General features: G+C 72.2%; 10 protein-coding genes. 2 read left to right on the top strand and 8 right to left on the bottom strand.

The window, feature by feature from the left end; all coding sequences use genetic code 11:
• Positions 1-304: 304 nt before the first annotated feature.
• The 8 genes from WME90_RS14310 to WME90_RS14275 form a co-directional block, all read right to left on the bottom strand.
• Entirely contained in the window at positions 305-3,199 is a 2,895-nt protein-coding gene (locus WME90_RS14310) for a PAS domain S-box protein (RefSeq protein WP_437281666.1), read from the bottom strand.
• Positions 3,200-3,448: 249 nt separating this feature from the next.
• Positions 3,449-3,874 (bottom strand): DoxX family protein, encoded by a 426-nt coding sequence (locus WME90_RS14305; RefSeq protein ID WP_437281665.1) that lies wholly within the window; start codon positions 3,872-3,874, stop codon positions 3,449-3,451.
• A gap of 131 nt (positions 3,875-4,005) precedes the next feature.
• A complete protein-coding gene (locus WME90_RS14300) occupies positions 4,006-4,863 on the bottom strand; it encodes an ABC transporter ATP-binding protein (protein ID WP_437281664.1) in 858 nt (285 codons plus the stop codon).
• Positions 4,860-5,834, bottom strand: a complete 975-nt coding sequence (locus tag WME90_RS14295) for an ABC transporter permease (protein ID WP_437281663.1) — start codon at positions 5,832-5,834, stop codon at positions 4,860-4,862. Before WME90_RS14295 ends, WME90_RS14300 begins: the two co-directional genes overlap by 4 nt.
• Positions 5,831-7,270 (bottom strand): ABC transporter substrate-binding protein, encoded by a 1,440-nt coding sequence (locus tag WME90_RS14290; RefSeq protein ID WP_437281662.1) that lies wholly within the window; start codon positions 7,268-7,270, stop codon positions 5,831-5,833. The genes WME90_RS14295 and WME90_RS14290 overlap by 4 nt, the downstream gene beginning before the upstream one ends.
• A gap of 4 nt (positions 7,271-7,274) precedes the next feature.
• Positions 7,275-8,270, bottom strand: a complete 996-nt coding sequence (locus tag WME90_RS14285; RefSeq protein WP_437281661.1) for a HEAT repeat domain-containing protein — start codon at positions 8,268-8,270, stop codon at positions 7,275-7,277.
• A gap of 21 nt (positions 8,271-8,291) precedes the next feature.
• Positions 8,292-8,576, bottom strand: coding sequence for a 4Fe-4S dicluster domain-containing protein (locus WME90_RS14280; RefSeq protein WP_437281660.1), 285 nt, complete (start codon positions 8,574-8,576; stop codon positions 8,292-8,294).
• 40 nt (positions 8,577-8,616) lie between these two features.
• Positions 8,617-10,350 (bottom strand): fumarate reductase/succinate dehydrogenase flavoprotein subunit, encoded by a 1,734-nt coding sequence (locus WME90_RS14275; RefSeq protein ID WP_437281659.1) that lies wholly within the window; start codon positions 10,348-10,350, stop codon positions 8,617-8,619.
• 497 nt (positions 10,351-10,847) lie between these two features.
• Here WME90_RS14275 and WME90_RS14270 point away from each other — a divergent pair, with 497 nt between their 5' ends.
• Complete coding sequence (locus tag WME90_RS14270) at positions 10,848-15,332, top strand: protein kinase domain-containing protein (protein WP_437281658.1); 4,485 nt, start codon at positions 10,848-10,850, stop codon at positions 15,330-15,332.
• Entirely contained in the window at positions 15,329-16,615 is a 1,287-nt protein-coding gene (locus tag WME90_RS14265; protein ID WP_437281657.1) for a patatin-like phospholipase family protein, read from the top strand. The genes WME90_RS14270 and WME90_RS14265 overlap by 4 nt, the downstream gene beginning before the upstream one ends.
• Positions 16,616-16,717 lie beyond the last annotated feature (102 nt).

Genomic DNA, 16,717 nt, shown 5'->3' with positions numbered 1-16,717 from the left:
GCTCCGGCGTCGGGCCGAAGCGGACCTCAGGTGTAGCAAGGATACGAGCCTCAGGAAGTTCCTTCTGCGATCATTCTGACGATCTGAGCCGTAGAAACCTGCGAAAGAATGGCAGCACCGCAAAACGGAATATGGACAACGGACAGCGACGGAATAAAAGCCCTTCGATCCCGGGAAGACCTTGAAAAGCCGATTGACGAGCCCGCCGCCCGGCGATTGACGAGCTCGCCTGAGAGTCTCGGGATGGTGTCGCAGGACAGGTGGCGCAGGTGGCGCAGGTGGCAGGAGAGGGGCTGTCGTAGCGCTACGCCCCGGCGGCTCGCGCGGCAGCGGGCGCGAGCGGCAGCGAGAAGCGGAATGTCGTCGCGCCGCCGGGGCAGCTCTCGACGGAGATGCTGCCCCCGTGGGCCTCCACGAGGCCCTTCGTGATGTAGAGGCCGAGACCGACGCCGCGCACGCTGCGCGGCACCGCGTCGGGCGCGCGCGAGAAGCGCTTGAACAGGTGCGGCAGGGACGCCTCCGGGATACCGTCGCCCCAGTTGGTCACCGCGATGTGCGCGCGGGCCCGCCCGGCGTCGACCGCGACCACGATGTCGCCCTCCGGTCGACCGTACTTGGCCGCATTGGAGAGCAGGTTGGTGACGATCTGCTCGAGCCGCCCTGGGTCCACCAGGACGGCGGGCACGTCGCCCTGCACCGCGAGGCGCACCGAGTGGCCCGCGGTCACATCGGCCGATTTCTCGAGGATCTCGCCGAGCTGCGCGCGGAGATCGACCGGCGAACGATCCAGCGTGAGCTGCCGCGCCTCGATGCGCGAGGCGTCGAGGAGGTCGTCGATCATGCGGCGCAGCCGCTCGATGGACGAGGCGATCCTGTCGAGCAGCTTGTGGCCGTCCGCGCCGGGCGGCTCGCCTCCCTTTCGGCCCAGGAGCTGGCTCGCGGTCGCGATCACCTGGATGGGCTGGCGGAGATCGTGAGCGATGACGCCGATCCACTCCTGGCGCTGCCGTTCCATCTCCTTGAGCGCCGAGATGTCCTGGAAGACCGCGACCGCGCCCTGGAGCTCGCCGTCGTCCGAGTGCACCGGTGCGGCGTTGACCAGCACCGGGACGAAGCCCGCGTCGTCGCGCCACAGGAGCCCTTCTGCGCCCGTCACGACCTCTTCGCGCAGAAGGGCCCGGATCAGCGGGCGCTCGTCCCAGACGAGGGGCCTGCCCGCCGGCGTCCTGTGCTCGAAGCGCACCGGGTTGCCCCACGGATCGGGATCGCCCCCCGCGCTCGACGCGTACTGGAGTGCGACCCTGTTGCACTTGATGAGCCGCCCGTTGGCGTCGACGAGGATCGCCGCCTCAGGCAGCTGCTCGACGACCGCCTCGAGCCGCTTTCGCTCGTTCGCCTCGGCCCGGTACAGGTGCGCCATCTGGAGGACGCCGCAAGTCCGGTCGGCGAGCAGCTTCGCGACGCGCTCGTCGTCCTCGGTGAACGGCGGGCGGCCGGGGCGCTTTGCGAGGTACAGGTTGCCCATGCTCCGGCCGTGAAACCGGATCGGAACGCCCAGGAACGCCTCGATCGGGTGGTGGTGCGGCGGCAGACCGATGAAGTCGGGGTGCGCGCGGACGTCGGCGAGCCGGAGCGTTCGGCCCTCGCGGACCACCGCGCCGAGGACGCCCACAGGCCGCGGTATCGCGCCGATTTGCGCGATCCGCTCCGCGCTGACGCCGCTCGGGACCCAGGCGTCGAACGGCCGCTGGCCGTCCTCTCCGATGCCGAGCGCCGCGAAGTCGGCGCCCGAGATCTCCTTCGCGTGCCGCGTGAGGACCTCGAGCACGGAGCGCAGCCCCGACTCGGAGCGCGGCAGGTTCGCCAGCGCCTCCGAGACGGCAGCGCTCGCGGTGCCGATGGCCTCGATCTGCGCGCGGAGGCGCCGCTCCGCCTCGTGGGCGCTCGCGATCTCGGCCTCCATCGCCTTGCGGCGCCCGATGTCGCGGCAGATCGTCGAGACGCCGGTGACGCGGCCCGACGTGTCCACGATCGACGACACCGTGACCTCGATGTCGATGCTCCTCCCCGTCTTGGTGCGGCTCACGGTCTCGAAGCGCTCGACGCGCTCGCCGCGGCGCAGGCGCGCGAGGACGGCCTCCGCCTCGCCGGCGCGCTCCGGCGAGCCCAGGACGGGCAGCTTCTTCCCGATCACCTCGCAGGCGCCGTAGCCGTAGAGGCGCTCTGCGGCCGGGTTCCAGCTCAGGATGGTCCCGTCGAGGGCGGTGCCGATCACGGCGTCATCCGAGGACTGCGCGACGGTCGCGAGGAAGGCGCGCGCCTCCTCGGCGCGCTGCCGCGCCTCGTCGAGGAGGTTCATGCGGGCCGCGCTGACCCAGAGCACGGCCCCGAGCAGGAGCGTCGTGATGGCAGAGGCGAACGAGAACGACGCCGCGATGGGGTAGGCGCCGAGATCCGCGCCGACCAGGAAGAGACGGCCGATCACGAGCGGAGTGAGGATGACGTAAGGAAGGAGGCGTCGCAGCAGGATCCCTCCCGGCCCCTTGGCCGTCAGCGTGGTGAGCGCCGTGCACTCGGGCCGCGCCATGAGGAGCCCGGCGCAGAAGACCAGAAAGGCGATCGCGGTGTGGAGCGCCATGCCGGTGAACGGGAACAGCGGCGGAAGCCCGTAGAAGTAGCCGACGCCGAACACGTAGCCGGTCAACGCCGTGAGCGCGAGCGCCGCGGCCAGGAGCGCGCTCCACTCCGAGAGCAGGCACATCCGCCGCGTCTTCACGCGCAGCGAGAGGAGCGAAATGCCGATCAGGAGGAAGCAGAGCGCGGTGTTCGGCGAGGGCCTGCCGGGGAACTTGCTCGGGAAATCCACGCGACCCGCGAGCAGCAGGCGATCGAGGCCGAGATCCCACGTGAAGGCGTACTCCGCGAGGATCGCTAGGCCGTTCGCGACGACAATGGCGGCGCACGCCTGTCCCAGCCAGCGGACCGGCGCCGGAGGCTCTCGCGCGCCCAGCGCCCAGAGCGACGCGCTCGACAGGATGAGGGACACCGCGGTGTTGGGCACCATGCTCGGCAGACCGTCGGTGATGGCGACGAGGGCGGTCGACCCGATCCACCAGCCGAGGACGGTCACGCACCCGAAGGCGAACGAGCAGCCTGCCGCGATGACGATCCCGCGCCGCGCGCCGCTCGAAGGCGTCATCGCCCCGGCATCTCTCATCGGGTCCTCCCGACGGGAGCATAGTGCCGGGCCACCGGGACGGCGCGGCTTCACCCGCGCAATTCAAGCGTGGAAACCGGCCGGCACACGCGCTGTCCGACCCAGATGAATCCGGCGTGTGCCGACCTCTTCCGCCCGGCCGAGCGGGGCCGCGCAGCGAGGCTCGGATCTACCGCACGGGCTCGAGCGGCGACGCCCTCGCACGGGTCGGGCGAGGGCGCGCGAGAGAGCTCAGCGCTTCGTCCCGAAGACCGCCGCGTCGACGGAGAGCCGCCCTGGCCCGACGAGGAGGAGCGCGAGGGAGATGCCGAGGTAGACCGCCGCGCTCTCGTAGGCGGGTCCGCCCATCGCGAAGAACGGATCGCCGTTCGACGCGTGCATCGCGACCGCGACGGCCATCGTGACGGCGATGCCCAGCGACGCGAGCGGCGTCAGGAGGCCGAGGATCCAGGCAAGGCCGCCGCCGAACTCCGAGAGCGCGGCCAGCGCCTGCAAGACCCCTGGAACGGGCGCGCCGGCGGGCATCCAGCTGAAGGGGTGCTGGATCTTCCCCCAGCCGTGAAACATGAACGCGACGCCGATGACGACGCGAAGCGCGAGCAGCCCGACCGAAGCCGCGAACGGCACGTCGGTCACCCGCAGGAATCTCTTGAGCATCGAGAACACTCCTCTCCGCTCGGTAGTAAGGAGGAACGCCCTGGACATCAAGGACGTACGAACGGGCCGGAGCCGCCGGGACGCGAGGGGCCGCGTCCCCGCGGCCCGGGCCCGCCGCGCCGGCCCGCGCCTCACGCGCTGGTCTGGGCTTCTCCGTCGTGGCGGTGGGCGGCGGCCGCGGCGGCCGCACGCTCGTCGTGGAGGGCCTCGAAGCACCGCCGCTTGATCGCCGCGAACTCGCCGGAGCCCACGATCGCCGCGGGCCTCGGCCTCCCGAACGGCACCGCGATCTCCTCGCCGACGCGGCAGGGGCGGCGCGTCATGAGGGCGATACGGTCGGACAGGAAGATGGCCTCGTCGATGTCGTGCGTGACGAACAGCACCGTCGTGCGCACCTGCCGGAAAACGTCGAGCAAGAGCTCCTGCATCGAGAGCCTCGTCTGCGCGTCCAGCGCGCTGAACGGCTCGTCCATCAGCACGACGCGCGGCTCCGTGATCAGCACGCGCGCGATCTCCACGCGCTGCCGCATGCCGCCGGAGAGCTGCGCCGGATAGGCGTCCTCGAACCCTGACAGCCCGACCAGCGCGAGGAGGCGCCGGGACGCCTCCCTGCGCTCGCGCTCGGGCACGCCGCGCATCTTGAGCCCGAAGCCGACGTTGTTCAGCACCGTCTTCCAGGGGAGCAGCGAGCTTTGCTGGAACACCATGCCGCGCTCCGGCCCCGGCGCCTCGACCCGCTCGCCGCCGACCACGATGCTGCCGCGCTCCGGCGCGACGTACCCGGCGACGGCGTTCAGGATCGTCGACTTCCCGCACCCGGACGGGCCGAGCAGGCTCACGAGCTCGCCGCCCTCGACCCGGAGCTCGAGATCCCGCACCGCCTCGACGCGGCGGGCGCCCGTCCCCAGGGCCACGGACAGGCCGCGGATCTCCACGGCGCCCCCCGGGCTCTCCCGGCGCGCCGCCGCGGCGTGGGCTACGGCCGTCATCGGTCCTTCTCCTGCGGCTGCTGCCACGGGGTGAGCCACGCGCCGACCCGCAGGACGAGCGCGCTGCTGAGCATGCCGAGCAGGCCGATGAGCAGCATGCCCAGGACGATGTCCGGATAGCGCTGCAAGTTGTACGACTCCCAGGTGAAGTAGCCGATGCCGTACTGCCCCCCGATCATCTCGGCGGTCACGAGGCAGAACCAGGACGTCCCCATGCCGATGCTCATCCCCGTGACGATGCTGGGGAGCGCGCCCGGCAGGACCACCTCGAGGAACAGGCGGAGCGGGCGCGCGCCGAGGCTGCGGGAGCTCGCGATGAGCCGCGGATCCAGGGCGCCCACGCCGTGGATCGTCGCGATGAGGATCGGGAACAGCGCCCCCATGGTCGTGATGAAGATCATGCTCAGCTCGGCCGACGGGAACATCAGGATCGCGAGCGGGAGCCAGGCGACGCCGGGGATGGGGCGCAGGATCTCGAGCGGCGGCAGGAGGGTGTCCTCGGCGAGCCGCGACCTGCCGATGAGGAGCCCGAGAACGACCCCCGTGGCGCCCGCGGCGGCGAAGCCCGCGAGGACGCGGAACACGCTGTTGCCGAGGTGCTGCCAGAGCTTCGGCGAGGCGAAGAGCTCCCGGGCCGCGGCGAGGACGTCGGTCGGCGCGGGCACGTTGATGAACGTGACGACGCCGAGATCCGCGCGTGACACCGACGCCCACTGCCAGAGGGCGACGCACGCCGCCACGGACAGGGCGCGCAGGAAGGCGCGGCGGAGGTCGCGGCGCGGGCGCCCCTCGCGGGCCACGCCGCCCAGCGCGGTGGACGCGCGCCGCCGGGACGTGCTCGCCGGGGCGGGCGCGAAGGCCGCGCTCGCCGGAGCGGGCGCGAAGGCCGCGCTCGTCGGGGTGGGCGCGAAGGCCGCGCCGCTGGCGAGCTCCGCCCCGGCCGGCGCGCTGCGCTCGGAGATCATCGTCATGGCGCCGCCGCCGTGAGCTTCGTGTGCTCGCGCCGCAGGGTCGCGAAGTCGACGACCGCCGCGCCGTTCTCCGCGGCCCACCGCTCCGCGTCCTCCTTCGCGAGGAACGCCGACAGGCCCCCGTCGGGGCGCCTCGCGTACCACGCACGATCGGCCAGGAGCTTCACCCCGCTCGCGCGATCGTGCACGAAGACCGCGCGGATCTCCTTGCCCTCGGCCGTCAGCTGCCCGAGCGCGGCGAGCGCCGTGCCCGGGCTCGCGTACGCGCGCACCTTCGGCTCGCCCGCGACCCAGATCTGCGCGACGAGCGTCGGCTCGCCGAGCGGCTCGCCGGACAGCGCGTCCTTCCCGGACACCGGGAGCTTCGCGTAGCTCGCGAGCCGCGCCTCGTAGTCGAGCCCGAGCTCCGCCGCCGCGCGCCGGATGTACCGGTCGTCCACGAACGTGCCCACGTCGAGGGTCGTGTCCGTGCGCTTGAGCAGCGTGAGCGTGTCCACCGCCACCTGGAGGGCGCGGCGGGCCTCGGGCTTGATCGTGAAGTCCCGCGTCTGGATGCCGAGCGGGCCGTGGAACATGTAGGCGACCTCGGCGTCCACCCCGGTCACCTTCTCGATGAGCTCGCTGTACTTCTCGGGCTCCTCCGCGAACAGGCGATCTGCCTCGAGCGCCGCCTTGAGGAAGGCCACGACGATCTCCGGGTATTTCTCCGCGTACGCCTCGCGCACCAGCACGCCGTGCACCGTCGGCACCTTCACGCTGGAGCCGTCGTAGATCTTCCGGGCGAAGCCGCGGAAGGGGAACAGCTCGGCGAACGGGACGAAATCCGCGTGCGCGTCGATCTTGTTCGCCTTGAGCGACGAGCCGCCCACCTCCGGCGACTGCGAGACGAGCGTCACGTCCTTGTCCGGGTCCCAGCCGAGATCGCGGATCGCCCGGAGCAGCATGCCGTGGGCGGACGACCCGAACGGCACCGAGATCTGCTTGCCCTTGAGGTCCTTGAGGCCCTGTGCCGGGGAGCCGCTCGGCACGACGATGCCGTTGCCGCTCCCCAGCGTGCTGCCGGAGAGCGTGGCGATGAAGCGGCTGCGGCTCCCCTGCTTCTGGAACGCCACGCCGTTCAGCACGCCCGGGAAGTCGGCCATCGCGCCGATATCGAGCTTCTCGGCTACCATCTCCGTCGTCAGGGGCGGCCCGGAGGTGAAGTCCTTCCACTCGATCTCGTAGGTGACGTCCTTGAACTTGCCGTCCCTCGGCAGGTGCTTCTCGAGCAGCTTGAGCTCCCGGATGAGCAGCCCGCCGGTGGCGCAATTGATGGTCGTGTCCTGCGTCCCGATCGCGATGCGGATCGTCTGCTTCGCCTCCGGCTTGCACGACAGTCCGGCGAGGACCGCGGCCAGCAACGTGAGGAAGACGAGCGCGCGAAGTGCCTTGGTCATCGGTTCAACCCCTCGCAACGGTCTCATGTCGTTCGTTTCCTCGTCCGATCCCCGCCCGGATGGCCTCGAGCGCGCGGCCCGCCGCCTTCCGCACCTCGACGTCGGCGTCGCCGAGCAGCCGGCGGAGCGGCGCCTCCGCGGCCGCCGCCTCGATCTCGCCGAGCGCCTGCGCGGCCGCCTTGCGCAGATCCGCGAGCTCGCTCCCGAGTAGCCCGACGAGGTCCGGCGTGGCCGAGGCGGCCCGGAGCCGCCCGAGCGCGAGCGCGGCCTCCTTCCGGACCTGCCAGGCGCCGTCGTCGAGCGCGCTCCTGAGGTGCGGCGCCGCGAGGCCGTGCGCCGAGCGGCCGAGCACGATGGCGGCCTCGGCGCGGACCCGCCAGTCCGGATCGGAGAGCAGCCCGAAGAGGTCCTGGACGAACGCGCGTTCGCCCGGCGCGCCGAGCGCCTCGAGCGCGCCGATCGCGACCTGCCGCACCCGCGCGTCCGCGTCGCGCAGGCTCGGGCGGAGCGCCGGCGCCGACTCGGGCCGCCGCAGGTAGGCCAGGGAGAGGACCGCCTCGCGCCGAACCTCGGGATCCGGGTCGCGGAGCGCCGCTTCGAGGCGCGGCAGCGCCCGCGGGTCGCGGATCTCGCGGAGCGCCACGATTACCGACGTGCGGACGAACGGGCTCGGGTGGCCCAGCGCCTCGATGAGGTGCGTCGCGGCGTCCGCCCCGCGGATCTCGCGGAGCGCCGTGGCGGCCGCCTCCCGCACGTGGGCGTCCTCGTCGTCGAGCGCCCCGAGGACGGCGGGCACCGCGCGGGCGTCGCCGAGATCCTCGAGGTGCCCGAGCGCGAGCGCCCGCACCGTCGGATCCTCGTCGCGGACGGCCGCGACTAGGGGGTGGATGATCTCCGGATCCGAGAGATCCTCTATCTGCGTCAGCGCGAGCTGGCGCGCGCCGGGGTCGGGATCCCCGAGGGCGCTCTCGAGATCCTGTGCGAGCGAAGTCTGTGTCATGTCGTATCCGCCCTCGGGTCGTTACCGGATAAGGAAAGGGATCTTCACGGTGATGGCCTCTTTGGGGCAATCGATCTCGCAGGCGAGGCAATACCAGCACTCGTCGTAGGCCATGTGGGCCTTGTTCGTCTCCGGGTTGACCGCGAGGCAATCGACCGGGCACGAGTCGATGCAGATGCGGCAACCCTTGATGCACGACGCCTCGTCGACGACGACCGGCAGATCGAGCCGCACGACGGCCTCGGCGTGTCCCACGGACCTGGCGCGCTGCGCCTTGACGGATTCGCGATTGAGAAGGTGACCCATCGGTTGATTGACCTCGTGTTCTCGTGTCCTCGCTGACTCGTCAGACCAGAGCGCGCTGCTCTTCGGCCGGGATGCGCAGCCGGTGGTAGGCCCCGCGCTCGCCGTCGTCGATCGGGAAGAGATAAGGCTCCACGGGCCTCTTGAACGCGACCATCTCGCCGCGATCGTCCTTCTTCAGGTTCACGTGCGTGAACCAGCGGCGGTCGTCCATCTCGGGGTAATCGAGCCGGTAGTGGTAGAGACCCCAGCGGCTCTCGGTCCGGAACAGCGACGCGCGCGCCGCCATCTCCGCGCAGTCGCGGATGAAGTGGCACTCCATCACCCGCATGAGCTCGTGGGGGCTCTCCGCGCTCACCTGCTCGAGCTCTTCCTGCGCTCGCATGAAGTACTCGAGCCCGAGCGTCATCTTGTTCCCCGTCTTGGGCGGCTGCAGATAATCGTTCACCAGGCGCCGCACCTTGTATTCGTACTGGTGCGGAGCCACCCCGCCCCGCCGCGAGAGCGGGGCGAGGATGCGCTCTCGCTCGGCGTCGACCGCGGCGGCGAGCGGCTCGACCGCGGGCGCGCGCTCGAGGTAACCGAGCGCGCTCTGGGCGCAGATCTTCCCGTAGGTGAGCGCGCCGAGCAGGTAGTTGTGCGGCACGCACGCCATGTCGCCGGCGGCGTAGAGCCCGGGCACGGTGGTCTCGCCCTTCTCGTTGACCCAGACGCCCGACGCGCTGTGCCCGCTGCACAGGCCGATCTCGGAGATGTGCATCTCGACGAGATCGCTCGCATAGCTGTGCCCCCTCCCCTCGTGGAAGCGCCCGCGGCTCGGCCGCTCCGTGTGGTGGAGGACCCGCTCGACCTCGGTGATCGTCTCCGGGGCGAGGTGGGTGAGCTTCAGGTACACAGGGCCGTTCGCGGAGTGGAGCTCCCGGTAGAACTCCAGCATCATCTGCCCGCTCCAGTAATCGCTCTCGATGAAGCGGTGCCCCCGCGCGTTCACCGTGTGCCCGCCGAGCGGGCCCGTCACGTACGCGCACGCCGGACCGTTGTAGTCCTTGATGAGCGGGTTCACCTGGAAGCACTCGATGCCCGAGAGCTCGGCGCCCGCGTGGTACGCCATCGAGTAGCCGTCTCCCGCGTTCGACGGGTTCTCGTACGTCCCGTGGAGGTAGCCCGACGCCGGCAGCCCGAGCCGCCCGGAGGCGCCGCAGCACAGGATGACCGCCCTCGCCTTGATGATCTCGATATGCCCTTCCCGGGTATCGAACCCGATCACCCCGGCCACGTGGCCATCGGTCACGAGGATCCGCGTCGCCATGACCCGGTTGACGACCCGCACGCCGGCGCGCTTGACCATGCGCGTCAGGATCTTCTTGAGATCGTAGCCCTCGGGCATCGGGAGGACATAACTCCCATTGTGGTGGACCTTCTTGACGTCGAAATCGCCCGATCGCGTCTTCTGGAACTTCACGCCCCAGGAGTCGAGCTCCTGGAGCATCGCGAAGCTGTTCCGCGCGTATTCATAGACGGCGCGCTGGTTCACGATGCCGTCGTTGGCCACCGTGATCTCCTTCACGTACTGCTCCGGCGTCGCGTGCCCTGGTATGATGGCGTTGTTCAGGCCATCCATGCCTATCGCGATCGCGCCGCTCCGCTTGATATGCGCCTTCTCGAGGAGGACCACCCTCCCCCGCGGCAATCGCTGTTGCGCCTCCACCGCTGCAGTGGAGCCTGCGCTGCCGCCGCCCACGACGACGACGTCCGCCTCTGTCACGCGAATGTCCATTACAAGCCCTCAAGGTTTCAGGCGCGCGCACACGACAACCACCCACCACCTCTCAGCCCAGTGGCCAACGGCCAGCGGCAGGGGTCGGACGCCCGGCGTCTCTCATCGCAGACGCACATCCGTTTTAACAGACGACCTCTGCTTCGGCAACCGCTTTGTTGCTGCTGGCGCAGCAGCGGCCGGGGCCGGGCGTCGTGGGTGGGCGCCTTGTAAGCGAAAGCTCAGGGCCGGCGCCCGACGCATCCGCCATCGCGGATGCCCGGCGCGTGGAACCGGCGCGGGCTCACCGCCGGCGGGGAACCCCGAGCCATTCAGAAAGATTCGCCTTTCCACCCGGGTTGTCTCCCCGGAGACGCGGGCGGGACGCTACCATGCGGGTCAACCCGTAGTCCTCCCATGGATCGGGGGAACCGAGCGCGGACGTCTTTCATCACCGGTCACCCGATCCACCGCGCCCGGCGCCTCCCAGCCACGGCGCCCGCGCGCCGCTTCGCTGCATGGCCAAGCACCCGTCCCAGCTAGCCGACCTAGAGATCCAGCGCCGCCTCGGCGCTGGCGGCATGGCGGAGGTCTTCCTCGCCAAGAAGCGCGGCGCCGAGGGGACGTACAAGCTCCTCGTCGTCAAGCGCATCCTCCCCGCGCACGGGGCCTCGCGGCGCTTCCGCGCGATGTTCGTCGAGGAGGCCCACCTCGCGACGCGCCTGAACCACCCGAACATCGTCCAGGTCTACGAGTTCTCCGACCACGGCGAGGACGGGCTGCTCCTCTCGATGGAGTACGTCGAGGGCTACGACCTCGGCAAGCTGATGCGGGCCGCGCAGCAGAAGGAGTCGCGGATCCCCCCGCTCGTGTCGGCGTTCATCGTCTCCGAGGCGGCGAAGGGGCTGCACTACGCCCACGAGCGCAAGGACGAGGGCGGCATGCCGCTCGCCATCGTCCACCGCGACGTCTCGCCGCAGAACATCCTGCTCTCGCTCGAGGGCGTCGTGAAGATCGCCGACTTCGGCATCGCCAGCGCCAACCTCTTCCGCGAGGAGGCCGGCGTGCTCAAGGGCAAGTTCGGGTACATGTCGCCCGAGCAGGCGCGCGGCGAGCGCGTCGACCGGCGGAGCGACATCTATGCCCTCGGCGTCGTGCTCTACGAGATGCTCGCCATGCGCTCGCCGTACGGCAAGCTCGACGACGAGGCGCTGCTCCAGGCCGTGAAGGAGGGCCGCTTCGACCCCCCGTCGGCGCACGCGCGCGACATCCCGGCGGAGCTCGAGGCGATCGTGATGCGCGCCATGGAGCACGCGCCCGAGGCCCGCTTCCAGACCGCCCGCGACCTCGCGGGGGCGATCGCGCGCGCCCTGCTCGCGAGGCAGGAGCTCGTCGACAACGCCTCGGTCGAGCAGACCGTGGCCCAGCTGCTCGGCCGCGACCGCGCGGAGGAGGCGCGCGAGGGCGCCGCGCGCCGCGTTGAGGGCGCGGAGGGCGCGGAGGAGCAGCCCGCGGACGACGGCTCCGTGGCGCAGCCGCAGACGCTCGCGGCGGTGCCGGCGGCGCGCACGGGCGGCGACGGCGAGGGCACCGGGGCGCCGCGGGCGGTGCGCGAGGTGCGCCACGTCGCCGTGGTCACGCTGCGCATCGAGGGCGTCGACGCGCTGCTCGGGGCGCAGGGGCGGCTCGCGGGCAAGCGCAGCGGGCGCTCGATCCGCACGACCCTCGACGCGATCGCCTTCAAGCACGGCGCTATCTGGTCGTGGGAGTCGCACGCGAGCGCGCGCGCGGTGGTCGGGCTGCTCGCGAACCCCTCGCGCGCCGCGGCCGACGCCGCCTCGCTGGCGGTCGACGTGCACGAGGCGCTCGCGGGCGCGTCGGAGGACCTGCCCGTCGAGCTCCGCGCCGCGATCGGCATCGTCCGCGGCATCGCGTACGGCGAGCGCGACGAGCAGGGGCACCTCATCAACCACGCGCTCAAGGAGCCCGCGAACTTCCTCGCCGAGCGCATCGGCAGCCGCACCCCGTTCGGCAAGACCTGGGTCGCGGGCGGCGTCTACCGCCTCGTCCGCCGCGACTTCCGCTGGGGCGACGCGCCGTCGCTCGACCTCGACGACGCGCGCGGATACCCCGTCCCGCACCAGATGCGGCTCTACGCGCTGCAGCGCCCGCTCACCCGCGAGGAGCGGATGGCGGAGATCGCGCTCTCGCCGAACGACCTCATGGGGCGCGACGCGGAGCGGGCCGACCTGCACGCGGCCTACCACCGCGCGATCTCCCCGCCCGTGAAGGGCAACGTCGAGCCGCCCGCGCGCTTCAGCGAGAGCGAGCCGCCGGGGAGCCGGAAGAGCAAGCCCCCGAGCAGGCCGAGCAAGCCCCCGAGCCCGCCGCTGGGCGCGCTCCGCGGCCAGTCCGTCGCGCGCGTCATCGTCGGCGAGATGGGCATCGGCAAGAGCGCGCTCATCTCCACGTTCCTCTCGGAGCTCCCGGGCGACGCGCGCGTGCTCCACGTCGAGTGCTCGCCCGTGAAGAGCGAGCTGCCGCTCGCCACGGTCTGCGACGTGCTCCGCGACGTCACCGGGATGGGGCTCGACCACGCGATCGACGACGCCGCGCACGTGATCCGCGCCCTGCTCGGGCCCATCGCCCGCTCGCCGCTCGGCGCGCGCATCGTCACGCGGCTCGCCGAGCTCGTCACGGGCAAGCAGCTCGAGCACCCCGAGGACGACGCGAGCGCCTACGGCCGCGACGTGGTGGTGCGGGGCGTGAAATACCTGCTCGGCTCGCTGGCGCGCCACCAGCCGCTCGTCGTCGTCATCGACGGCCTCCAGTGGGCCGACCGGCCGAGCCTGGAGCTCCTCTCCGAGCTGCTGAAGCAGCGCGCGGAGCGGCTCCCTGTCCTCGTGCTGCTCCTCACGCGCCCCGAGGAGCGCGTGACCCCGTTCATCGAGGGGCTCGTGCGGATCGAGCTCCGCGGCCTCAGCGCCGAGGAGCAGATGCGCCTCGTGGAGGCCCGCCTCGGCGTGCGCGACGGCGTGGCGGCCATCTGCGGCGAGCTCGTGCCGCGCGTCGCCGGCAACCCGTTCTTCCTGCTCGAGATGATCGACGCGCTCCTCGAGCGGGGCACGCTGGAGATCGTCGAGCACCCCGGCGGGCGGCACGAGCTCGTGCGCCACGACCGGACGGGGGATCGCGGCGAGCCGCTGCCCTCGACGCTGGAGCAGCTCATCGGCGACCGCCTGCGCGAGCTGCCGCCCGCGGAGCACGACGTCGTGAACTGGCTGGCGGTCGCGGGGGGCCCGCTGCTCAAGGACGACATCCTGAACCTGACGCGGCTCGCCGACGACGAGGCCGTGACGCGCCTCTGCGCCCGCGGCCTCTGCGATCGCCGCGCGGGGGCGGTGGACTTCCGGCACCCGCTCGTGCGCGACGTGGCCTACCTCGCGCTCGACGGCGCGAGCCGCGTGCGCATGCACCGGCGGCTCGGCGAGCACCTCTCGACGACGCCGCTCTCGCAGGGGCTCTCGGCGGCGATCGTGGCGCAGCACCTGGCGCGGGGCGAGGCGCCCGGGCCGGCGGCGGAGCTCTACCTCGACGCCGCGCGGGCCGCGCGGGCGGCGCACCAGGCGCAGCTGTCGCGGCGGTACTACGAGCGCGCGCTGTCGCTCCTGCCGACCGGCGACACGCGCCGGATGATCGCGCACGAGGCGCTGGAGGCGATCTTCCGGCACCTCGGCCGCCGGCGCGATCGGCGGCGGCACCTCGTCGCGCTCCGCCAGCTCGCGAAGGAGAGCGGCCAGGCGCGCTGGGCGGCGCTCGCGCTGGTGCGCACCGCGCGGCTCGACCTCGACGACGGCTACCTCGCCCGCGGCCTGCCGGTGGCGCAGCGCGCGGCCGAGATCGCGCGCATCGCGCGCCGCCCCGCGCTCGAGGTCGAGGCGCTCACGATCCTGTCGGAGGTGCTGCGCGAGCTCGGCGACGTCCAGGGGGCGATCAGCGCGGCCGATCGGGCCCTCCGGGTGACGCAGGCGGGCGGGCTGACGCCGCGGGCGCGCGCCGAGGTGCTGCGCACGAAGGGGGTGCTCCTGCGCCGGGTCGGCCGCGTGCAGGAGGCTGTGGAGGCCTACGCCGAGGCGATCGCGGTGTTCCGCGCGGTGGGGGCGCGCCGCAGCGAGGCGCGGGCGAAGAACTCGCTCGCGGTGGCGATGTTCGTGCTCGAGCGCTTCGAGGACGCCATCGCGGTCGGGCTCTCGTCGATCTCCATCGATCTCGCGATCGGCGGCCGGTTCCAGATCGCGAAGACGCTGAGCAACATCGGCCACGCGTTCGCGAAGCTCGGGGACCTGCCGCGGAGCCTCGCGTACATGAAGCGGGCGCGCGAGGCCCACGAGCGCTATGACGATCAGGACGCGCGGGCCGACACGCTCCTCTGCTCGGCGGGGATCCTCCTCGAGGCGGGCGATGTGGACGCCGCGCACACGCTCTGCGCCGATGCGGGCGCGCTCATCGCGGTGACCGGCAGCGTCTACGACATGATCCACGAGCGCAACGTGCGCGGCCTCCTCGCGAGGGCGCGGGGCGACATCCAGGGCGCGATCGCGAACGCCTCCGAGGCGCGGCAGCTCGCGGAGTCCCAGGGGCTGATGAGCTACCACGCGCACGCGACGGCGATCGAGGCGGCGTCGCGGGTGGACGCGGGCGAGGTCCACTCCGGGGTGCTGCTCGCGCGGACGGCGCTCGGCGCGGTCGAGGCGGGCAGCTCGGAGTACGGCATCGAGGTGCGCGACCTCTGCTGCGAGGCGCTGCAGAAGGGCGCGCCGGCGAGCTCGACGGACGCGTACCACCGCGCCGCGGCGCACGTGCGGAGGGTGGCGGGGTACATCCGCGACGCGCGGCTCAGGGCGCTGTTCCTGGAGCGCACCGTGGTGCGGCGGGTCCTCGCCGCGGAGGCAGACGGTCCGGCGGTGGGGCACGACCCGCTCCGCCGCGGGGAGATGGCATGACGGGTACGGGCGCGAGGACAGCGGCGAAGCCGCGGCGCAAGGTGGCGGTGATCCTCTCGGGCGGCGGCGCGCGGGGCGCGTACGAGGTCGGCGTGTTGTCGTACGTCCTCGACGCGTTCGCCCGCCTCCGCGGGGCGGCGCCGCGCATCGACATCCTGTGCGGGACGTCGGTGGGGGCGGTGAACGCGTGCTACCTGGCGGCTCACCTCGACGATCCGACGCTGGGGGTGCGGCGCCTCGTCAACCTCTGGACGCAGCTGAAGCTGGAGACGGTGCTCGGCTTCGGGGTCCGGCAGGCGATCTCGATGCCGAAGCTGCTGTTCGGCGGCGGGTCGGAGGGGGTGGGCCTGTTCGACGTGTCGCCGATGCAGCGGCTGGTCGAGCGGGAGATCCCGTGGCGGGCGATCGCGCGCACGCTGCGCCACGGCTACCTCTCGGCGGTGAGCGTGTCGACGACGGAGATCGGGACGGGCCGCACGGTGATCTTCATGCAGACGGGGCCGGACGGCGCGCTGCCGACGACGGCGCCGCCGCGGACGATCATCCGGGGGGCGCTCATCGGCCCGCAGCACGCGCTCGCGTCGGCGGCGATCCCGATCCTGTTCCCTCCGGTGCGGATCGGCCGTGATCTGTACATGGACGGGGGCGTGCGGCAGAACACGCCGATCGCGCCGGCGCTCCGGCTGGGCGCGACGCACGTCCTGGCGATCGGGCTGTCGCGCGAGGTGCGGAGCATCGACGCGGGGGACGCCGGCAAGCCGCCGGGGATGGCGCTCGTGCTCGGCAAGGTGCTGAACGCGTTCCTGCTCGACCACATCCAGACCGATTTCGAGGTGCTGACGCGCGTGAACCACATGATCGAGGACGGCGAGCAGGCGTTCGGGCCGGATTTCCTGCAATCGATCAACGCGGCCGCGGGGCTGCGCGGGGCGCTGCCGTACCGGCGCGTGGAGACGCTGGTGGTGCGGCCGAGCGCGGATCTCGGGCGCCTGGCGGCGGAGCACGTGAGGGCGGGCAAGCTGCAGGGCGGGCCGGCGATGATGCGGCGGCTGCTCTCGCTGGTGGACGTCGGCGCGGAGAACGACGCGGATCTCGCGAGCTACCTCCTGTTCGACGGCTCGTTCACGCGGAAGCTGATCGAGCTCGGGCGCGCGGACGCGGAGGCGAGGCGGCACGACGTCGCGGATTTCTTCGGGAGCGCGGCGGAGGAAGCGGAGCCTAGGCTGTCGGACAGCGCGGAGTGGTCGATCCCGCCGCCGGTGGGGCCGGGGCGATCCGTGTAGCGGCGGGGCGGCTGGGCTTTTCGGTGGGGGCGGGAGAGGGAGCGGAGCTGCCCGGCCGCCGTGGAGGGTGCTCGTCGCGCGCGGACGACGCGCCGCGCGAAT

This window comes from Sorangium sp. So ce375, from assembly GCF_051473855.1.
Lineage (GTDB): Bacteria > Myxococcota_A > Polyangia > Polyangiales > Polyangiaceae > Sorangium.
This window is presented reverse-complemented; position numbering and strand designations above follow the sequence as displayed.